The organism is Balneolaceae bacterium, from assembly GCA_034521495.1.
Lineage (GTDB): Bacteria > Bacteroidota > Rhodothermia > Balneolales > Balneolaceae > Rhodohalobacter.
Genome location: JAXHMK010000010.1, coordinates 845,110 through 867,906, shown reverse-complemented (window position 1 = coordinate 867,906; position 22,797 = coordinate 845,110). Strand labels below are relative to the sequence as shown.

Genomic DNA, 22,797 nt, shown 5'->3' with positions numbered 1-22,797 from the left:
TGGAGTGATTAAACCGTAATATTTTAAGTGAATATGAATTGTTAAAATGAAAATCCTGCTGATTGCCCAATTTGGTAAAAATGGAGGGACAAGGGAGGCATTCAAGCGAATACTGAATGCACACCATTCTAAAGGTTACGAAACCCATGTGGTTATCGATCCGGGCAGCGATGAAGAGATCAAACGATTTATCACCGGAATGGGATTTACATTTACAGAATTGATAAAACGATCTGCTTTTTTTGACAATATGTTTACCACGGTATTTTATGAGCATCTGAACTACGGGCCTGTTTTGAAACAGTTCAAACCGGACATGGTTGTAGCATCGATCGGAACAACTCAACATGCACTCTACTTTTTTACCCGTAAATATCCAATGGTTTATCTTCTCCATACCATACAGAAAGATCTGAAGAAACCATTCCGGTTGTTTTTTAAAATGTTCAGTTTGTTATCTGATAAAAATCAGTGGATATGCGGAGTTTCCAGGGCGGCGGCGGAATCAGTTATCAAAAACTGGGGGTACCCGAATGATCAGACCGCAGTTCTTCACAACTGTTACAGAAAAAATCATGTATCGGTACTACCCGTTAGAGAAAAGAGTGATCGTATCACCGTCTTGACTTTGGGGCATATGGTTGAGTATAAGAATCCTGAAGTCTGGCTGGATGTCGCACGAAGGATTACGCAGAAGTACAAAAATGTAGAATTTATCTGGTTGGGTGATGGAGTTTTGTTAAAAGAGTTCAAGGAAAAAACTAATGATGACGATAGAATACATTTTCCTGGTTTTAAGAATGATGTCAGAAAATATTATGCCGGTGCCTCTATCTATTTTCAGCCGAGTAAGATCGAAAATCACAGTTTTTCGGTATTGGATGCAATGGTTAACCGGTTGCCCTGCGTGGTATCTAATGTTGGCGGACAACCAGATAGCGTTCAGGAGGGGATCAATGGATTTTTATGCGAACCAGATGATAAAGAGTGCTATATACAGAAAATTTCGAAACTTATAGAAGATTCTGAACTAAGAGAACAAACAGGCGGCGAGGGGAAACGCTTGGCTAAGCAAAACTTTAATCCTGATGACTATAAAGATAAATTATCTGGACTATATAAAAGAGTATTGAATTATAGTTGAATAATTGAATGAATCATATTTTAAAGATATTTTAGTTTGCTAATACTGAGCCCCATAATGCATATTACAAGTATTTATTTTATTTAGATCAAAGTTATCGTGAAGTGAAGTCCGTATTTAATCGTTTATTTCTTCTCCTTTTTACATCTGTTACAATATTTGTAGTGAATGTGGAGGTTGCTTGTTCACAGACGATGACTGTGGGTGACCCGATGTTTCAATACCTTCGTCTTCTGGAAACAGAAAATGACAGTGCTCAACTGCCTTCACTCATGTTGCGGTCTGTATCTGCCGAGGATTATTTACAAAAACTTGAACTGAAAGAAACTCACCCATGGAGTACACATCCTTTTTTCGGGAAAGATGTGGAGTTTATTGAAATCATTGAAGAAGTGACAACACAAGATTCGGTTCAGACCCACCAAGGTGAAACAGGGAGAAACGGTTTACAGAATTAGTCGAATGTATGGGATTACAGAAGCGGAGCTCATTGAATGGAACAATATTGAGAACAATACCTTATATATCGATCAGGAGTTAGTTGTAGAAGAACCAAAGACATCTGTAGCTAAAGTTGTAAAAAAGATACAAAAAGAACCATCAGACTCAAGATGGACTCTGGAATATTATACACCAATTCTTAAAACAACTTATAACAACAACTATCCAATCGGACAAAACGACGGGGCATTGTGGCAGGGGAAGGGACTGAACTCAATGATTTCGGCCGGGGCATACTTCTCGTATGGTCCTGTTAAAGCTTCTGTCCGTCCGAATTTTATATATAACACAAATAAAGAATTCCCGCTTTCGAGATGGCCTGCACCGGAAGGGATTTCTGACTTTGGATATGAATTCAGTGTAATTGATTATCCCCAGCGATTTGGTTCAGATCCGATCAGTAAGATTGATCCGGGACAATCATGGATTCGTGCTGAGTATAACGAATTTAGTGCCGGATTCTCTACAGCTAATATGAGGTTGGGTCCGGCCATTTATAATCCGATTATGATGAGTAATAACGCTCCCGGATTTCTCCGCATTTTTATAGGCACTCACAAACCGTTTCAGACAGGAATAGGCTCGTTTGAAGGGGAACTTTTTTGGGGCAGATTAGATGAATCCGACTATTTTGATGAAGATGAGTCTAACGATTCAAGAATGATAAATGGGCTCACGCTTATCTATTCTCCCAAGTATATCAAAGGTTTACATGTAGGGCTATCGAAGATTGCAGTTAAACCTCAGTCAGATCTGTCATTTGGGGACTATTTTTTAGCCTTTCGACGTATGGAATCCGGTCAGCCATCTGATATAGACAGGCTTCAGATGTTTTCACTGTTCAGCCGATGGAGAATACCCGATTATGGATTCGAATTTTATGCTGAATGGGCAAGAAATACACCTCCTAAAAGCTTACGGGACCTTCTATTGGAACCCGAGTATTCACGTGTTTATACCATGGGGTTTTTTAAACGAGTTAATCTGGCTACCCAGCACTGGCTCACACTGAATTTCGAGTTAACCCAGATTGAAAGACCACGATCCATTGAATTTCGTCCTTCTCAGCCTTTTTATCGAAGCAGTTCAGTGATTCAGGGGTATACTCATGAGGGACAACTTTTAGGCGCTGGCATTGGCCCCGGTTCAAACAGCCAAAAAGTTCACCTTTCCTATTTCTTGCCAAAAGGAATGTTTGGAATCTCATTCAACAGGATTGTGCACGATAATACCCGGCTCTATGAGAATTATATGGTAATCGGTGAAAGGCCTTGGGGAATAAGAAATCCACGCATCGTGAATGAAGTGGAATTCCGTTTTGGTGTAAATACATTGGTGTTTTTGTTAGACAGGCTGGAACTTCAGGTTGATTTATACAGAACCAAGTTCTTTCATCACGAACATGGTACTCTGGATTTTGAAAATCCAACAGTTTACAATACAAATCTGCAATTCACCCTTCGGTATAATTTCGATAATTTTTTACGGTAACTTGAACTTATATCTTAATGGGTATTCTAAATGTTTGTAAAGTGGCAAGTCTGTTCAAATTTGAATGAATAGTCCAAATTAAACATTTTGAAAACTTCTGTTCTCCTGCTTACCTATAATCGGCTAAATACAGTAAAAAGAGTGTTGGCTGAAATTAACAAAGCACACCCGAAGAGAATTTATATAGCTGGTGATGGACCCAAGCCAAATGATTTGAAAGACAGTAAAAAAGTTGAGAAAGTAAGGAAATACATCTTAACTCAATATTGATAAAAGATATTGAGGTAAAAATACTTTTTCAGCCCGAAAATCTGGGTGTAAAAAAGGCTGTTTATGAAGCTTTGAAATGGTTTTTTCTGGATGAGGATCAAGGAATTATTCTTGAAGACGATTGTTTGCCTGCACCAGTTTTTTTTGATTATTGTGAAGAGTTGTTGGAGCTTTATAAAAATGACAGACGGATCGGGATGATTACAGGTAGAAATGAATTTGGTAAATATGAAAACCAATTTGAGGGAGACTATTTTCTTTCTACACGGTCTTATATTTGGGGGTGGGCTACATGGAAAGATCGGATTATGGACTTGGATATTGACATTCACCACAATTTCGGGATGGGTGATATGGTCACCCTTTTTAAGAACACATCTTCATTCCATGAATATATTTACAGGCGAAAGACAATCAGTGATTTAAAAGAAGGTAAAGTAGATACCTGGGATTACCAGTGGGCTCTTTCACTTTTGATGAATAAAAGATATACAATTGTCCCCAAAGAAAATATGGTAAAAAATATTGGCCTCGGAGAGGGGGCTACACACAAATTTCAGACGCGTGTGGATTCAGTTGGTCATTTTAAGGAGAAGAAAGATCTGGAACATCCAACCGTTTTAAAGGTTGATAAAAATTATACACAAGAGACAGTGAAGAAGGAAAACGGTAAACTTTGGAGACTGTTGATTCCACGATTTATGATTAAAATTGCCAGGGTTTTTTAAATGAAGGTACTCCATTTGGTTGCCGGTAATCTGAAATGAAGGAGCGGCTAAAGGTGCATACATACTTCATAAAGATCTATTATCATCCGGAGTTCAATCCACTATTCTCACAAACTCATTTATTCACAAGGATTTTGAAAATGTAGTTTCTGTCTCAAAGAGTGTACTGGGTTGTCTGGCTTCTAAAATCAGAACGAAGGTGGATAATAGCTATAAATTATTTTATGAGGACCAACCCGACATTAAGTTCAGTCCCGGACTGACAGGTTATAATTTCATTAAAAATGAACTATACAGACAAGCGGATATCATTCATCTGCATTGGGTTTGTAATGGATTTATTGACATCAAAAATCTTGCCCAAATTAAAAAACCTATTGTTTGGACATTGAGAGATATGTGGCCGATGACCGGAGGGTGTCACTATTCCCTTGAATGTGAACGATTTATTGATTCATGTGGAGGCTGCCCACATCTTGGCAGTACCCACGAGAGCGATTTATCAACATATCTTCAGAAAAGAAAAAAAAGGCATTACCCGGAACATATTACGTTTGTTGGTATCAGTGAATGGATCTCAAAACAAGCAAAAAAAAGCAGATTACTTAGAGATTTCAGAATTGAAACAATTTCAAATAATATTGATTTGAAAAGCTTTTTTCCTGTTGACAGGAGTGAGGCGAAGCAACATTTAAGTCTATCTGAAGATAAACCAGTTTTATTATTTGGTGCTCAATATTTGAATTCTGCTTACAAAGGCTATGATATCCTGATTGATATCTTGAAAAAAATAAAATTTGATGTTGAGATTGTTTTTTTTGGAAGGCATAATCCAATTGAGTTAAAAAAGAATCAACCAGGTATTCGATATCTTGGTTTCCTTGAGAGTGATGAACTAAGAAAGGCTTACTCTGCCGCTGACGTTTATATCTCCCCGTCGAGAATGGAGGCATTTGGAAAAACAGTAGCCGAATCTATGGCCTGCGGAACTCCCGTTGTTTGTTTTGATAAGACCGGCTCATCTGATATTATTGATCACAAAATCAACGGATATTTGGCTATTTCATACCAGATAGATGATATGATTAAGGGAGTTCAATACGTATTAAATAAACAGAACAAGAAATCAATTAGGGAAGAAGCTATCAAGAAAGTTGAACAAAATTATGGTGCGGATACTATCACAAAAAAATATTTGGAGCTTTATCAACAGCTTTTACAATAATTCTAAAATGATAAATTATCGAATCATTCCAGGTAAAAAATACCGAACACTTAGTTGCAGGTTCAGATTATTCCGGTCATTCTTGAACTGGTAGTCGTAATTCAGAAAATGGCTCCAGTAGAGATCGGCTTGGATTTCAAAATTGTGAATTTCGATGAAGCGGAGTCCATGAAATCCAACTCGAAATTCCACATTATGAAGTTCTGAGGGTTTTCTTTCCAGTAAATTTCTCTTGTAGAGTTGGTAGAGCCGGTCATTATGATGAACAATTCGGTTCAGTGAGAATCCCCATAGCCCTTTTGGATGATAATAGTTAAGCAGAATTCTCTGGTTGTTTGACCCAGGGCCGATGCCAGCGCCTAAAAGTTGTCCACGATTTGTAAATCCTTGAGGAACTTCACCATTGTTATAGTAAGAACCGGTATGTCTGAATTCTTCTAAACGGGGTACCTCCAGTTGGGTTACTTCAATATTAGTTGTAAGCCATCTATATTTAGAAAGTTCAAATTTTTTATTCAATCCAAGAACATACCCTCTGGCATGTTCAAAGTGACGGAGTAGATCTTGGAAATCTCCGGCATGATCATTTCGGCTCCATTCTGTATAAACTTCCATTCCATAGGAGGGAAACACCCACCTTGCAAATAAAGAGATCATTTGGTGAGAACCTAAATTGCCACTTGGGTTATCTTGACTCCTAAGTTTGTCTTTCAGAAAAGGTTGAAATATTTCTGTAATGTCAGAAAAATCAATACCATTTGGAGGATAGTACTTTTGAATCATTCTGGTTCCACCTATATGCAGCCCAGGTATAAAAGAGGGACTATAATTAAGAATCAGAGCATTGATGAATCTTTTATCATTGGAGTTAATTTCATCAAAATATTTTGATTCTGTCAAACGCCCTCCAAGAAACCGCCATTCAAAATTACCAATTAGGGTTTTGACTGGTTTATATGTACCAATAAAAGCATGTAAAAAACCGGGCGCATTGTTGCTGAATATAATCGGATTTTGGAATGCAGGCCCGCTCCAAATATTTTCTGTTGAAATACCAGCCGAAACACCATCATATTCTAATCTAATCCAGGACTGGCCGGGATGAAATCTACTTAAGGCTCCATTTCCGAACCGTTGTGGTTGATCTATGACAGCGGAGTAACTTCGTGGATCTCCAAATTCAGTAATGCCACCTGGTGGTGGAAATTGTGATAATTGAAAATCAAGATTTTGGCTGAATATGAATTGTGGTTGAAATGAAGTGCTGATAAGGCCATATGAAGCTGAAAATCCACTTGAAAGTAAGGTGTTTAAACCCTTTCCCTGCCACAAAGCCCCGTCATTCTGACCAACTGGAAGATGACTATTAAAAGTAGTCATCAACTGTGGAGCTAACAGCTGAATATTAAGCTCCGAATTACTATCCTCTTGTTGGAAAAAAGGATGTTTTTGCCAGGGATGCAATTGATCAGATATGGAATCAGACAGATTATCTTTAAAATAAATTGGACGGAGATTAAAAGAAGGTTGATCATTGATATTTCCATCGGTACCTAACAGACGGATGTATGATTCAAATGGATCACCAATAGAAAGGCTTTGTGTAAACCCACTTTTCTGAGATAATATTAGAATAAAAAAAAGTAGTATAGATTTGTAGAACAGTTTTTGCATATGGGTACTAAGCTCGTAAGTTTAAATCCAAACTTGTCAATAAAATTATAAGTAGTTATTGAATGTTTGTGTTGCCAAAAAAATATTTACTCATGACAGAGCTGAAGTTTATGGCTAATTCTGAATCTTTTTCAGCATAATTATGAGAAAAGAGATTATATTTTTTCTCAGACAAATATAATGATCAGATAGTAAATAATGTCCATAAGATTTATCGACAGAAGGGAGATCGGGACTTTTGCGTATTGATGCATGGTGATAATCACTTTATTAAGAACTCCATCCCGATTCGTAATTTTACTATGAAACATTTATCATCTCCTTTAATAAAATTTCTTAGTAACCGATTGAAAAAAATATTAAGCAATTAACACTCCGACTTGGTTACAAAATAAGAGATTTTATCTCAAATAACTCAAAATAGAGTTCGCCATCTGTTCTTTGATTCTCTGTCGATGGAACTGATTAATAAACCTGCTATTATTTATTGATGTTCCGCTTGTGAAGAATTTTTCTATATTTTTGATCTGACTCATCAGCCCATCTACATTTCCGGGTCAAATATAAATGAACCCTCAATATTTTCATTCAAAAACTGTTGGGCATATCCATTTACACCAGCTAAAATCGGTTTTTCAACAGCAGCGAGTTCAAATACTTTTGACGGAAGAACTTTTTTAAAAATTGGAAGATTATTAAGGTGTATAAGTAAAATATCGGCATCTTTGTATTCTTCAACAATCTCATCTCGGTTCATCGGTTCTACTATATCCACGTTGTTTACGTCCAATTCTTGTAATTTATTAAGAAGCTTTTGTTTAGCACCGCCATCTCCGATAATCCTGAAAAAATATTCTCCGTCCAGAAGTTTAGCAGCTTCAGGAATTATTTTATGCAGTCCCTGACCATCCCCAATATTTCCGGCATAAATTATTTTTTTAATCTTTCCATTTTGAGGCACCCGCTGGTTCTGAGCTTTTATAAAAACAGGATCAACTCCGTGTGTATAAAATGAAAAATTGGTTGCCTGAAACGTAATGAAATCTCCTTCAAAACCTTCGCTAATCAAATTTATATGCGAGGCATAATTAAAGACTTTTTTTTCGCGATTCTTCACAAAGGGTGTCACTAAATATTTGATTAACGGATTCTTTGAAACGTTCTTAATGGTCTCACTAAATAGATCACGAATATCAAGATATAGCAAAGCATTATTTCGTTTGGCTATTAAATAACCAAGGTACGAAGTAAAAAACCGGCTGGAGGATGCAAAAACCAGGTCATATTTCCTGTTTCTTGTTCTCTTAAGAACTTCAAAAAAATACGTTTTAAAACTCACTATTTGATCCTTCACACCACTCTCATGCGATGGAACCACAATGCGTTCGATGAAAACATTTCCGAGCTGTTCGTTTTCTTTGAAGTCTTCTCGGAATGTTGCGTATCGGTTAGGACTTGTGGTAAAGACATCAATGGTAATATTCTTGCCTTCAACTTGCTTTGCCAGCTCATCCACAAGGGGAGAATTTCTAAAAGAACCGGCACATAAGTCAGGCCTAAAATAAAATGTTAAGTACAGGATTCGTTTCATGTACTGGGAAAAGTAATTCTTAGTGATGCATTGTGTTCAAACTCGTATCTGATTCCAACGGCTTCAGTCCGAATGTTGAATGTTTTTGAGTATTTGTATGTAAACTTTTCGACGTGGTAAATGTTCTGTAATTCTATCTCAGTCCCGTTATCAAGTATAACTACATTTTTTCTCAGTTCCTGAATTTTTATATCAGGATGAAAATGAAGCCTGCCCTCAACTGGTGTTTCCAGGTTTACTGTATCGGAAATATCAATTACATAATCTGCGCATGTAAACGTTCTTTGATGTTCAAAATTTTCACCTGATTTAAGTTTATGATTCAGACGCAGATTAAATTCAAAACCTGTCTCCTCCATAATTTTAACATCCGGACGTTTTGCAACTCGAAATTTCCCCCAAACGTCAGCTGTATTTTGCCCTTTAAATGTAACCGTATTATGTGCTTTTGTTGAACGCTCCCAATTGCGTCGCTCGTTGGCTTCATATGTTGAAACTCCCGGATCTATAATAATGGGTTGCCCGCCATAGTATAGGATGAATGAGAGTGAATCAGCATGAGCGTGCCCCGGCAGGTATTCAGGTTTAATTCCACAGGCATCAATTAAGAGTTCTGCATTCCCATCTGAAAATCTTCGGTATCCGGAGTCACTGAGAGATGACGATCTATACTCACTAATTCCACACTGCCGGGCCATTTCAAGAATCTGTTTCTTGGAATGGGCTTGATGATCTGTTGAATCATTGAAATGAGCCAAATCCCCATTTCGGAAACTCATTTGATCAATCCAGCCTAGCATTTTCTTAGCTGTTTCGGTAAAACGTGAATGCAATTCTGAATCCTGAGGTAAATAATAGATGGCCTCGAGAAACCGAAATAACAGAATGAGATGGTACATTGGACTCCGTTCAAAATGACCGCCATCTGATAAGATCTGTTCCGGCACCTGTTCAGAAAAGATCTGCTTTGCAAGATTAGCCCATTTTTCTTCTTGAAAAAAAATACCTCCCATCAACAGGGCAAATGCATTCTCCATCAGGTGATTACCCAACAAATGATACTCGGGTCGATTTTCGAGAAAGTGGAGTTCCGAGTATAGATAGTCTGTTAATTCTGTTTCCTTATCAATATTCTTTTTGTTTTCTGATAAAAAACGAAGGAGATTCATAATCCGCAACGAAGCGGGATAGGGTTCCGGTTTTAACTTCCCAACTTTCAGCCACTCATACAGGTTAAGTAAAAGATACTCTTTTTCGGCGGCAGACAAATTATCCTGCTTTAAAAAGTCAGCATATTGAAGATGATAATTCCAAAGTTGACCATAGGAATCATCAGCCCAATTAATTTGGTTTTTGTAATTTTTCGACAAATTCAGAACAGTAACATGATAACCGGAATCCGTCTTTTCAATAAGTTTTTTAGATGCTGGGATTGGTAGGCATCGAATTGAATTTGGTTTTGTATTGCCCTGACTGCGTTTAATTTTGAGAGATCGTACAGGTGTCAACAAATATTTAATCCGATAGAAAAATTGCTTTGGAGTAACATAGGCCAGTGTTTGTAGAGACTGCTTAATCTTTTTGAACACCTGAACTCCTTTTCTTTTTGGCCTTTAATTTTTGTTGGAGCATTTCTTTCATTACGTACGAGAGCGTATAGCACTGCCGATATTCAGAATGATTCTCCCGAACGTTAAACATCTCAAGTGTTTCTTTCGAACCGACTTCGATTAACCCCTCAATTCCTTTGATAATTGCTTTTTCCCGAATGGATTCAATATCATCATTCTCTTCAATAGAATATGGAATACTTTTGATGATTTTTCCCGTATCAATTCCCCGGTCAATCAGGTGAATCGTAGCTTCCTGTTTTTGATCCAGCAGGATCGACCACTCAGCCGCATTCATGCCTCGAATTTCCGGTAGTGGGCCTTGGTGAGCATTTAAAATTCTGCCATCCATCTGGTTAATTACAGGTTCTTTCAGAATTCCGCCACCGCTGTAAACGAGCCACTGAGGATCAGTTTCTTTTAAAAAGTGAATTGCTTGATCAGAGTTTAATCTGTTTACAGAAATAATCTTGGCCTGATTTACTTTAGCCCATTTTTTTAAAGATTGAATAGAGATTTGACGTTCACTTCTAAACTGTTTAATTATTTTTGATCTGTCATTTGAGATGGATCTTTGAAAACCGGCAAGACGTCGAATAGATTCTACTATGGTTGAAAATTCCTTTTTTTTTAAAAAAAACCGAATACGCCGAAGTGAGTAGGGACTAACGACAATAATTCCTTTAACTGGCACACCTTTCTGTTTAAACAGCTCAACCAAACAGGTGGCTGCTTCAGATTTGTCAAATCCGGCTGTTATTACGACTCCGCGATGTCCCATCGGTCAGATTCTTTTTTGTACAGTTTCAAAAACAAAAGTAACGCATCTGCACAAAACTTTGCAGACCAATTTGGGTAGCGGAACATCATATATCGTCCCCAAAATGGTTTTGATCCGGGAATAGCTCCCTTATGAGAGAATAGTGAAAAAGCAGTAGACTGGCTGCCGATAGAAAATTCAATCAGCTTTGAAGAGGCATTTAGCAGCCGTAGATCGTTGTTTTTCTCATACCACCTCATCAAACAGAGGGCAATCTGAAAATTTCCTGTAATACAACTATAGGTTTCAGTGCCGGAGAACTCTTCGTCGTACTGTCCTGCCAAACGTCCATTTTTTAATTCAGCCAGGGTATAAAATTTTTGCAGTGCCTGTTCGGTTTTCGCTCCATATTTCTCCCAGTCATCTACATCGATTGAAGATTCCATAAATCCGCGCAGGGTATAAGCAATGGTATGTGTAAAAGCAGGTCCGTGCTCATCAAATCCCCAGCCGCTAAAAGTTCCGTTAGGGTTTTTATTTTTGATCAGAGAATCCAAAACCAGGATCGCTTTTTTTCGATACGATTTGTTATCCAAAACAGTGGAAGCTAACAGTATTCCCCAGGCAACACGGGAATAATAGGTTGGATTAAATCCGCGATAGTGTCCCGATTTCCAGTAGCCATTTTCATCGATTGACTCACATAACCATCCAGTTGCTTTATCGAGCGAAATTGCCCATTTCGTATCGTTTGTCTCTTCGAGCAATGATTTCAAACCAAATAAAATTTGCCCCGTGTTGAATACGCTTGGGTCTTTCTTTTCTGGCGGATGCTGGCCGGCATTCCAATATCCTTGTTCCGATTGAATCGACAGAAGCCACTCCCCAAATTCAAGAGCCGTTTCATACGCAGGTTTATAATCCGAGTAATGATAGTATTCGAGAAGAGTTGGAATGATGTAGCCGGTTGTTTCAGGATAGGGTTTGCTCCATCCAAAAAGAGGAGCATAATATGCGCTTGAACCACCTGATATATGCCTGCTTTTAATCAACCAATCAATGGAAAATCGTAAATGGTTCTCAAATTTATCTGTGATCATATCAAAAAGCTGCTTACATCAACCGGACGATTTAATCAAGTTAATCAGTTTTGCATGTTCGCCGGTATAGGTATGAACCTCGGTAGGTAAACTGTTCAGATTTCTTCTCCAGGTTTCCATTTTTTCCTTGTTAATGGAGTGAATGATTTTTTCAGAGGAGTCAAAGTCATTAAGGTCAAGAGTGGCACCGATATTGTAAGATTCTACCCGTTCAGAATCCTGGGTATTTGCCTGGGTTATCAGCGGGCGTTTATAAAAACAAGCCTGGTAAAAACGGTTCGACATTGACCATTTACTATTTGTTTCGCCGTGCATGTGAGCTGCCCAAATAATATCAACTGAATTGTATAATTTGGGCAGATCGTCCGGATACACAAAGGCACCGTAGTAACTGGCGTTTTCTAATTTTTGAAAATTTGGTTTGTATGATTCTGTCTGAAGGAAGATCCCCGCAAGAAGTAATTCAAATTTATCTTTATTCTTAACCAGAAGCCGATGCAAAAAATCTAAGGAAGTCTCGCAGCGTAACATCCCAAAATATCCAATCTTTAAGACTCCTTTTTTTGATTTATAGCCAGACCTTACTCTATTCTTTGATGATTTTACACCTGGAAGCATTTTGTTCTCTATCGCAAAAAACCTGTTGTCGGCATGCTGAATTTTATGAAAATATCCATCGATATAAGCGGGTGAGGCGACAACCACCATTGTAGTTCTTTTCAATAAAAATCTTTCAATTGATCGGAAGACAGTTGACAGGAAGCCAGTTCCACCGAGAACCTTATGAATATCCGCTAAATCGTAAATAATTTTTATATCTTTTTGTATAAAAATTGTACTCAGCCAACCAATAAAAAGAATGTCAAAATTAAAGCAGTAGAGCACATCGAACGATTTAATTTTCTTGCGAATTTTAAAAATAGATTTAATCATCACAGGGATTCTTTTGAGAAGCCTTGCGTGTGTCAACCGACCTAAAGACACCGTTTCAAGCTCCCACGGACTTGCTTCATAATGTTCTCTATCATATCCGAGAACAGTACAATCAACATCTAATTTATTGATCATAGTAACTCGCTTTCGCGTATATGAATCGGTTAGAGCCGGAAGTAGAAATAAAATCTTCATTTCGGCTTGTTGAAATTTTTAACAGTGATAAACCAGGAAAGCAGAATCTTACTGATACCAAGAAGAACCAATTCTATTGGATTATAGAACTTTTTTAGCTCCTTCTTCAAATGATTTTTTTCTTTGACCGACAATGTATATTTGTAAGAAAGTCCGTCGCCTTTATATATACTGATGAGTTTTTGAAGTGACTTTCCCTTAAACCGATCAAAAAGCTTTAACATAAAGAGATAATCAGCATTAACACTCAGGTCTGTATCAAAAAAACCAAGCTGATTAAAAACTTCTTTTTTTACTACTATGGCCTGATGGCAAACACGCCGAAGATATACGCTGTATTTATTAATATACTTTGAATATGAAATCTGGCGTGCGAATGGATGAAGGTTAATGATGTTCCCGTAGAAGAAATCTGTTTTAGAATTATCTTTTTCCAAAATATTCAATAAATCACAATCGATGTAGGTGTCCCCCGCATTCAAGAAATAGAGATAATCACCTTCTGCCAGTTCAATTGCCTGATTCATCGCATCATAAATACCATCATCGGATGAGTGTTCATACCTAAAATTAGTAAATTGAAAACATCGGTTAATCTCTTTTAGTGAATCGTCATCACTATTATCCTTGATCAAAACCTCTACCGATTCATCATTCAATGGAAGAATACTGGCAAGAGTTGCAAAAATGTCTGAACCGGGATTTTTAGTGACAATAACGACTGTGAGAAGCAATTCTTTATCGATGTAATTTCAATTGAGGTTAACCAATAATAGATGAGTTATGATTATTTAAGATTACAAGATATTGAATTTCATTGCCCTGTTGAAATATCTATATGAAATTAAAAGACCGTTTTTTGGTGTGAGGTGACATCAGGTGTCATACCAATTTGCTATTTTCGGATTGAGATCAAAATCTGTATCATCCCAAAAAGCAATCTATGATTCATCTTACCAAGAGCCATAATCTAAAAATACTTTCCGGGGAGCTGGCTGAAAAGTTAGCGGAAAAAGCTCCTGATGATCCGTTTGTTTCTCAAAAAATCATTGTCCCGAATTTGGATACGGCGCGATGGTTTAAACTTTTTGCGGCAGAAAATAACGGGATTGCAGCAAACATGGAGTGTATACTTCCCGCAGAGTGGCTCTGGAGACAAATCCGAAAAATCTACCCTGACCTTCCGGAACTTCTGCCATCCGATCTGCAGCCGATGAAATGGTCGTTATTCCAGTTGCTGAATGATGAAAAAGTGCGTGAGAAGTTCGGGATATTGGATCGGTATGTTCAAAGTCAGCCGGATGATAGGAGGGAGCAAGCTGTTTTTCAACTGGCCGGACAGATCGCTTCTGTGTTTGATGAATATCTTGTTTACAGGCCGTTGATGATTTTGGGATGGCAGCAGGGAAAATCAGGAGAAGGGGATGAACAGTGGCAGTCGGAACTCTGGCGATTATTGAACAATTCATGGAAAGAGTCAGGGAATCAAAAAGTAAAAAACCGGGCGGAGCTTTATGTTGAAATCGCAACAGCATTATCAAGGAAAACTGTTGAAACGGATGATTCACTCTTTGTTCTGAATCCTGGATTATTGCCGATGCCAATAATAAAGTTATTAAAAAAAGCAGGAGATCAATCAGATGTTTTCATTTTCCAGGTTGAACTAACAAAACAGCTTGAAAATAATCAAAATGAACTATTTCAAGTTATTGGTAAAGAGTCAGTTAGTATCCATGAAGTCATAAATAGTTTAGGTCCTGATGAAACTTTAAATCTTCATTCTAAAATTTCAGAGAACCGGTCTTTGAATCAGGTCCAGAACAATATTCTAAACGGAAATCCGGTCAAAAATATCTCAAATAGTGAGGGTGATATCACGGGAATAGAGATTCGTTCCTGCCACAGTCCGCTTCGGGAAATTGAGGTGTTACACCAGTTTTTACTGGAGAAATTTGAAGAAGATGATACGCTTCATCCCGATGATATTCTTGTAGCCACTCCGGATCTGGATACCTATCGGCCGTATATCAAAGCGGTATTTGATCAGGCTGAAAATGACGTTCCACACATTCCATATCACGCCGGATATTCTGCAAGACAAACGGATGTGGGAATCGAGAGAGCCCTTCTGCGACTGTTGTCCTTGATCGATTCCAGATTTAAACAATCGGACGTAATTGATCTTTTTATGATGAAACCGGTTTATCAATCCTATGGGATTTCAGAATCGGATTGCCACAAGCTAAAACGGTGGATCGAAGAAAATCATGTGGTTTGGGGATTGGATGCGAATCACAGAAAAGAGTTTGATCAGCCGCCAGAAGAGCTGCAGACCTGGAGTTCGGCACTGCGACGGGGTTGGTTTGGGAATCTATTAGGCGGAAAAGAGGGAGAAGTTGTGGATGAGATGCTTCTTTATCAGTCTATACGGACGACAAATGATCAGCAAACCTGGTCAGCATTTTCCAACTACCTTTCCCAGCTGGATAATATGCGGAAGGAGGTCAAACAAAAGAAATCTTGTGGCGATTGGTCAAAATGGCTGACAGATCGTATGAAATCTATTTTTGATGATCTACTCCTGGAGAGCGTGGAGGCACAGACTATCAAACGAACGATGGGGCAGATTCAGGAGCAGGCTGAGGTTGCGGGATGTGAAAGAAAAATCTCCTTTTCACTTTTTAAGAGTGAACTAAGCTCTTTGCTGGACCGATACAGAGCCTCCGGTGCGTTGTTCACAAAGGGTGTTACATTCAGTTCTATGGTGCCGGTTCGGAGTATTCCGTTTAAGATCATCGCGTTGATCGGCCTGAACGAGAGTAATTTTCCGCGCAAACAGATCAGCCCCGATTTCGATTTGATGGCTCAGAATCCGCTGCCGGGAGAAAGAAATCGGAAGAACGAGGATCGAAATCTTTTTCTTGAATCAATCATGGCTGCTGGTGAGGTTCATTATTGTAGTTTCATCGGTCAAAGTCCGGTAGATAATGAGGAGATTCCGCCGTCTACCATTGTGAGTGAATGGGTGGATGTGATCTCAAATTCATCAGGAATCGAAGTGAAAAAGATCATTAAAAAGGAAGCTCTCTCGGGATTTTCGCGTACAAATTTTGAATCAAAGAAAAATTATTCAGGAGTTTATTTACAAACCGCTCAGGCAATACAGGATGATGAAAATTCAATGTCCGGATTGAAAATTCATAAACCTATTCCTCTGGAAGAATCAGAAGAACCGATTCAGATTGATGAGTTATCACGCTTCTACAGCAATCCAATCCGTTGGTTCTTGCGAAAGCGGTTTGAGGTTTCATTGAGAGAATCTGACCAGGAGAAGGATGAATTTGAGCTGGATCATCTCGAAAAACATATTCTGTTTCAAAGAGTGTTCGGCTGGGTATTGGAGAGTATGTCAGATCAACAGATTCAGGAGTATTTAATGCAATCCGGCGCGGTACCGGTGGGGTGGTCGGGTGAGCGGAAAGTGCTGGATATTAAAAAAAATGTCCGCACAGCGATTTCCATCCTAAAAAATGCCGGAATTGATCCCAATCTGCATAAATTTCCGGTGAATGTATCTATAGGCGATCATCAACTTGAGGGAAATTTGACCAGCTATTCAGAAGCTCAATTTGTAGATATCACGCCTTCCGGTTTTTCCGGTAAGGTGGCACTCGATAGCTGGATAAAACATTTGTGTGGAGCTGTAAACGATCACTTTAGAGAAAAGAACTCTCTTCTTTTTTGTGAATTGAAAAAAGGAGAACCTAAAAAGAAAGTGTTTCGGCCGGTTCAGAATGCTGATGAGATTTTGACGGAGTTGATCGATTTTTACAGAGAAGGCGTGACAGCCCCTCAAACCTTTTTCCCGAAAACACTCTATGCATTTGAAGAGAGGGAAAGAGATGAGAAAACAGATTCATATAAAAAAGCTGCGAAGGCGTTTAATACAGACGATTATTCGTTTGGCGAAAATAGTGATCTTGCGGTCCAGGCTTTACTCGGAGAGGGAGTAGAATTTCGGCGAGAATTTATTACGGATCGATACCGGCAAATCATGGGTCGAATGATGGATTACATGGAGGAGGAGGATGATGAAACCGATCGATTCACTGTATGATATTGACTGGAAACCGCGAATTCTAATTGAGGCCAGTGCTGGTACCGGGAAAACCTATACCTTAACGGCCCTTTATATCCGTCTTCTGATTGAGAAAAAACTGGATGTGGATCAGATATTGGTGATGACATTCACCAAAAAAGCGACGGCCGAACTCAAAGAGAGAATTTTCAGGCGGCTGAAAGAGTGTTTGGTCAGCCTGGAACAGAAGATCGAATCCAATGATGCGTTTGCAAACGAGTTGGTGGATCAGGTTGCTCACAGGGAGGAAGCTATTCAACGCCTCAGGGCAGCAATTCAAAATTTCGATGACAGCCAGGTGTTTACCATTCACGGATTTTGTCAGAAAATATTGAAAGAGGAGGCGCTCAAAGCCGGAACTCCGTTTGATTTTGAAGTCGTTCAGCAAGACGAACTATTGACTCAGGCTGTTGAAGATTTCTGGCGAAATTTTATGAATCGATATAGCGACACCGAAGCTGGAAAGTATTACATCTCAAAACTTTTAGATATTGCGGATTCACCATCAGAATTGAGAGATCAACTGAGTGTGATTTTCAGTAAGCCGTATGCGAAGCTTGAAGGAGAGGGGCTTGATGATGCGGTTGGTTACCTGGGAGATCTGCTAAAAATTCGGCGGGATGTTGTTGATTTGTGGAATGCTGAGAAAGCGGCTGTCAGACAGGAACTGCTTCAATGCGATTTGAAATATTACACGAAGAAAAATGTTGAATCGCGGATCAGGGAGATGCAAAAGTTCGCTGATGATTCTTCATTTTCGATGGATAGATTTGATCAGTTAAAATACTTCACATCCCGATATATTAACGATCCTGAGAATTTGAAATCCGGTACGAACAGAGTCCCCAACCACCCCTTTTTTAAAGTCTGTGACGAGTATTTTGAAAGAGTTCAAGAGTTTGACAAGGTAAAAACAACCCTCATTCAGAAAGCAGTTGAAGAAATTGAAAAAATACGAGAAAAACTCTCAATTAATTCCAATACAGTTACTTACGATGATCTTTTAAACAGTGTAGAGAGGGCTTTAGTCGATTCGGAAAGCTTACCGGAAATTCTTCAAAAGAAATATCCCGCTGCACTGGTTGATGAATTCCAGGACACAGATCCCACTCAGTACTCAATCCTCAATTCAATTTATCCATCTCAGAAAACGGAATCCTCTTTGGTGATGATCGGCGACCCAAAACAGGCGATTTATGCATTTCGCGGAGCGGATGTTTACACCTATATCCAGGCAAGAGATGAATCATTTGTGGAGCAATATACACTTCATAAAAATTTTAGAAGCACGCCGAGTTTCAACAAAGCAGTTAACACATTATTTGGGCTTTCCGCCCAGCCGTTTATCGAAAAGGGGATTGAATATTTGGACGTAGATACGGGACAGACGGAGTTGGAAGATCAGTTTTTGATTGATGAAAAACGTTCAAGTAAAATTCAATTGATCACGAAACCGGGAATTGAATCCAGTAAAGATGATGCCAACCGGTTTGTATTTTCTCAAACGGTTCGAGAGATCGCAAGACTATTGCGAAGGGCAGAGGAGGGAGAAGTATTAATCAAAAACCGGAAACTGGAGGCGGGGGATATTGCTGTATTGGTTTCAAGTCATAAGCACGCGGAAGAGATGAAGAGAAGGCTAAAAGAGGCCGGTATTGATTCTGTGACCTATTCGAGAGAGAAGGTATTTGAATCCGCTGAGGCACGTCGACTCGAGACTGTGATGACTGCCATTTTGGATCCGTATAATCGAACGGCCGTGAATAATGCTCTTGTCTCTGGTTTTTGGGGACAGAACCTGAATGAACTTTACGAGCTATCAATTGAAGGGGATCAGCGGCAAATATTGATTGATGAACTGCAGGAGTTGGAAGAAGTTTGGCTGCGGGATGGTTTTTATCCAATGTTCAGGAAACTTCTTTTTTCGGGTGAACGAATTGCCAAACTGGCTCAGTTTTCAAGCTCCGAGCGAATTCTCACCAACTTATACCAACTGGCGGATATTTGCGCAAAAGCTGAAAAGGAGGGTAAGTTCGACCCGAATGCATTGCACTCTTGGTTTGTGGATGAGATGGCCGACCCCGATAAAGATGACGAGAAAACCTTGTTGTTGGAAAGCGACCAAAACCTGGTGAAGATCAGTACAATTCATAATAGTAAAGGCCTGGAATTCCCGGTCGTATTTTGTCCCACGCTTTGGGATGTGAAGAAAGCAAATAGCAAGAAACTTCTGACTGAATACCACGATCAACATGGTGATCCTGTCATACGGTATGATCAGATGCCGGGCGGGGAAATGGATGAGGCAGTTTATCAAAGCCGTATTGAAAATACCGCTGAGGAGGTCCGGAAATATTATGTGGCGGTAACACGTGCAAAATATCTTTGCGTAATTCCCTGGGCGCATCACGATGCCTCTCTGCGTTCGGGGGTGGTATCTTCTTTGATGGATCACGAAACTGTGAGGGAGATTATCCAAAACAGATCAAAACTGAAAGCTGAGACAGATTTTACAGATGAGACCATTCTTAACTTGTTCAGAGAATTGGAGCAAAAATCTGACGGGGCGATCGAATTAACAATCAGGGAAGCGGATGAAAAAACAGAGGAGGGGTCAGAAAGAGTTTGGGACAGATCCGGGCAGTTGCAAGTGAGTAAGTATAACGGCCGCTTAAATTTAGATATCCAGAGACAAGTGGAGAGTTTTTCATCTCTGACGAGCCACAAGGCGGCCCCCGGTGAGCCGGACTATGATCAGGTAATGGATTCGTATCTCTCGGCTATACATCAACAGAGAGAGGAGATTCGCGATTTGAACATCTTTACTTTTCCGCGGGGAGCTACTGCGGGAACGGCGATTCATAAACTTTTTGAGGATCAAAACTTTAGGTTTGATACGGCTCTCAGCGATGATCATTCATCTGTTATTGAAAAGGTTTTAGACCAGTATCAGATTGATCAAAAGTGGATGACAGTCACCCAGAATATGATTCGTAATGTTGTTTCAGCAGATATTCCCGGACTAATGTTGAGTGAGGTAAAAGATCATGAGCAGCTCCGGGAGATGGAATTTCATTTTAAGACAAAGCAGCCATCGTTAGAGAATATCCTGAAGATTATTCGGTCAAGGGACAAGGTTCAGCAGACATCGAAGAATGGGATAAAAAACTTTTTAACGGGTTTTATTGATCTGATTGTGCGGCAAAACGGGAGATACTATATCGTTGATTACAAATCGAACTATTTGGGAGATACATTGGCAGATTATAGCCGCGAACATTTGAAGGAAGAGATCTACAACGCTTCGTATGATGTGCAATATCACCTCTACACTGTGGCTCTTTTGAAGTATTTGAAATCACGAATAACGGAATTTGATTATGAGAGAGATTTTGGCGGAGTGGCCTATCTTTTTGTTCGCGGAATGCGAAAAGGGGAGGACGGCGGTGTCTGGTTTCATAAGCCGGATGAGATTGTGATTGAAAGCCTGACAAACGAATTGGAGGTGCAGCTGTGAGCGGGCAATTATCATTTATAAAGGATTGGTTTGAGGAGGGAGTTGAGTCCGGCTGGATTGAAATTTATGAGCGGGAAATGTTACGCTTTTTGGAGAGGGAATATGGCAAACTGGACGATGGAATTCGGATGTGTACAGTATTTCTTTCACTCTTTATTAAGGCAGGTCATACCTGTTTACCGCTCGACCGGAGCCCGCAGGAGTGGGTTGAAATCCTTGGGCTGGATCTTGAGAATTCCTCTTTATTAAAGAGAGAAAATTTGAATGTTTCGGAGGTAAAAACGAGTCCTATTGTGGGATCTCCCGGTGATATGAAACCACTCATACTGAGTGAAAATCGACTTACATTCAGGCGGTATTGGTACTATGAATATATTGCAGGACAATGGATTAAAGATAATATATCAAAAAATTCGATAACTGATATAGATGATATATCAGTACAAAATCTGAGTCATTTCTTCCCGGAAGAGGAAAATAATATCAACTGGCAGAAAGTGGCTGCTGCGCTTTCGTTGTTTAAGCCGTTTTTAATCATCTCCGGCGGACCCGGAACGGGAAAAACCACGACGGTTGCACGGATTCTCGCACTGCACCAGAGACTGTCAGGTGAACGATTGAACATCGCCCTTGCAGCGCCGACCGGGAAGGCCGCAGGAAGAATGGGTGAAGCGCTGAACCGTGAGCTGAAAAAATTGAATTTGAGTAAAGAGGAACTCCGGCATTTTCCGAGTGAGGCGAAGACTGTACACCGGTTGTTATCGGGAACGGAATCGAGTGGATTGTTACCGCCGGTTGAAAAGAAAAACCTGCGCCAGGATTTGATCATTGTGGATGAAGCTTCCATGATGGATCTCTCGCTGATGTACCGATTGGTGGATCACCTTAGTGAGAATACAAAATTAATTTTGCTTGGGGATAAAGATCAGCTTGCATCGGTAGAGGCTGGGGCGGTATTTGCAGATCTGTGTCAGAAAACAGAGAATAGCTTTTTACCGGTAACGATTCAGGCTTTGAAGAAGTTTGGGATTTCAGATGAATTGCCGGATCATGCTGAATCTCAAATCAGTGATTCGATTGTATATCTCACCAAGAGTTATCGGTTTGATGAATCGAGTGGAATCGGGCGGTTGTCTGATATCGTCAAAAACCAAAATATACAGAATGAAGATGTGAACTCTGTTTTTGATAAATATTCAGATCTGCATCATCAACCATTCAATTATCAAAAAGAAGATATTCAACATATTTTGGAAGATCTGACGCAGAAAATTAAAAGATGTGAAGAGATCCGAACTCCAAATGAGATGATGGAGCTATGGAAAAAATCGATCTGGCTGATGGTACTTCGAAGGGGACTGACAGGAACAGAGCGGCTCAACCGGTTGATCGAAGAACGTTTAGCTTCTGAGCGTGTAGTGCAAATGGAGAAGGGTTGGTATCACGGACGGCCGATTATGATTACTCAAAATGATTACAATCTTGGGGTGTTTAACGGTGATCTTGGAGTTTGCCTGGAGGACAGGGAGGATACATTTTGGGTATATGTGGAAACCGGATCAGAGATCAAACGATTCAAGCCTCATCGGCTCACTCATTTCGATCCTGCTTATTTTCTAACCGTACATAAAAGCCAGGGTTCGGAATTTAATCATGTAAACTTTTTACTACCTCAAAAAGATACATCAATTCTGACGAAGGAGTTGATCTACACGGCCATCACCAGGGCGAGAGAGAGTTTTTCGCTGTATGGAGACCTGGATCTCTTTGAGAGGGGAATGAGGAGAGAAACCCAGCGCTTTACAGGGTTGGGAGAGATGCTGTATTCAAATTGAAGTGTAAATAAAATTCATCGGATGATTGATTGGGTTTTACTCGTTCCGAAGGAGGTATATGTTTAGCGGTTTGAGTCAAACAACC

15 protein-coding genes are annotated in these 22,797 nt (G+C 39.5%); 8 read left to right on the top strand and 7 right to left on the bottom strand.

All coding sequences use genetic code 11. The features are described 5' to 3' along the window. Positions 1-46: 46 nt before the first annotated feature. From U5K72_12635 to U5K72_12615, 5 genes are all read left to right on the top strand, one after another. Positions 47-1,144 (top strand): glycosyltransferase family 4 protein, encoded by a 1,098-nt coding sequence (locus U5K72_12635; GenBank protein MDZ7719656.1) that lies wholly within the window; start codon positions 47-49, stop codon positions 1,142-1,144. A 104-nt stretch (positions 1,145-1,248) separates the two neighbouring features. Beyond that, a complete protein-coding gene (locus U5K72_12630; protein ID MDZ7719655.1) occupies positions 1,249-1,602 on the top strand; it encodes a hypothetical protein in 354 nt (117 codons plus the stop codon). Positions 1,603-1,606: 4 nt separating this feature from the next. Continuing rightward, a complete protein-coding gene (locus tag U5K72_12625; GenBank protein ID MDZ7719654.1) occupies positions 1,607-3,136 on the top strand; it encodes a LysM peptidoglycan-binding domain-containing protein in 1,530 nt (509 codons plus the stop codon). A gap of 266 nt (positions 3,137-3,402) precedes the next feature. Continuing rightward, the gene (locus tag U5K72_12620) at positions 3,403-4,134 is read left to right on the top strand and encodes a hypothetical protein (protein ID MDZ7719653.1); all 732 of its coding nucleotides are present in this window, start codon (positions 3,403-3,405) and stop codon (positions 4,132-4,134) included. Positions 4,135-4,780: 646 nt separating this feature from the next. Further along, entirely contained in the window at positions 4,781-5,359 is a 579-nt protein-coding gene (locus U5K72_12615) for a glycosyltransferase (GenBank protein ID MDZ7719652.1), read from the top strand. A 15-nt stretch (positions 5,360-5,374) separates the two neighbouring features. Here U5K72_12615 and U5K72_12610 read toward each other — a convergent pair whose 3' ends face one another. The 7 genes from U5K72_12610 to U5K72_12580 form a co-directional block, all read right to left on the bottom strand. Further along, positions 5,375-7,033, bottom strand: a complete 1,659-nt coding sequence (locus U5K72_12610) for a capsule assembly Wzi family protein (GenBank protein ID MDZ7719651.1) — start codon at positions 7,031-7,033, stop codon at positions 5,375-5,377. Positions 7,034-7,577: 544 nt separating this feature from the next. After that, positions 7,578-8,624 (bottom strand): glycosyltransferase family 4 protein, encoded by a 1,047-nt coding sequence (locus U5K72_12605; GenBank protein ID MDZ7719650.1) that lies wholly within the window; start codon positions 8,622-8,624, stop codon positions 7,578-7,580. Next, positions 8,621-9,994 carry a heparinase II/III family protein gene (locus U5K72_12600; GenBank protein ID MDZ7719649.1) on the bottom strand — a complete coding sequence of 458 codons (1,374 nt, stop codon included), beginning with the start codon at positions 9,992-9,994 and terminating at the stop codon, positions 8,621-8,623. Before U5K72_12600 ends, U5K72_12605 begins: the two co-directional genes overlap by 4 nt. Positions 9,995-10,196: 202 nt before the next feature. After that, on the bottom strand, positions 10,197-11,015 hold the full coding sequence (locus tag U5K72_12595) for a formyltransferase family protein (protein ID MDZ7719648.1): 819 nt from the start codon (positions 11,013-11,015) through the stop codon (positions 10,197-10,199). Beyond that, positions 10,994-12,094, bottom strand: coding sequence for a hypothetical protein (locus tag U5K72_12590; GenBank protein ID MDZ7719647.1), 1,101 nt, complete (start codon positions 12,092-12,094; stop codon positions 10,994-10,996). Before U5K72_12590 ends, U5K72_12595 begins: the two co-directional genes overlap by 22 nt. A gap of 18 nt (positions 12,095-12,112) precedes the next feature. Next, positions 12,113-13,162, bottom strand: a complete 1,050-nt coding sequence (locus U5K72_12585; GenBank protein MDZ7719646.1) for a hypothetical protein — start codon at positions 13,160-13,162, stop codon at positions 12,113-12,115. A 56-nt stretch (positions 13,163-13,218) separates the two neighbouring features. Beyond that, positions 13,219-13,956, bottom strand: coding sequence for a glycosyltransferase (locus U5K72_12580; protein ID MDZ7719645.1), 738 nt, complete (start codon positions 13,954-13,956; stop codon positions 13,219-13,221). Positions 13,957-14,165: 209 nt separating this feature from the next. Between U5K72_12580 and U5K72_12575 the strand changes: the two genes are divergently transcribed. Genes U5K72_12575 through recD form a run of 3 tightly spaced genes read left to right on the top strand, consistent with a single transcriptional unit; the run spans position 14,166 to position 22,712 of the window. Next, positions 14,166-17,339 (top strand): exodeoxyribonuclease V subunit gamma, encoded by a 3,174-nt coding sequence (locus tag U5K72_12575; protein MDZ7719644.1) that lies wholly within the window; start codon positions 14,166-14,168, stop codon positions 17,337-17,339. Further along, complete coding sequence (gene recB, locus U5K72_12570) at positions 17,311-20,877, top strand: exodeoxyribonuclease V subunit beta (GenBank protein MDZ7719643.1); 3,567 nt, start codon at positions 17,311-17,313, stop codon at positions 20,875-20,877. The genes U5K72_12575 and recB overlap by 29 nt, the downstream gene beginning before the upstream one ends. Next, the gene (gene recD / locus U5K72_12565; protein MDZ7719642.1) at positions 20,874-22,712 is read left to right on the top strand and encodes an exodeoxyribonuclease V subunit alpha; all 1,839 of its coding nucleotides are present in this window, start codon (positions 20,874-20,876) and stop codon (positions 22,710-22,712) included. Before recB ends, recD begins: the two co-directional genes overlap by 4 nt. Positions 22,713-22,797: the final 85 nt, after the last annotated feature.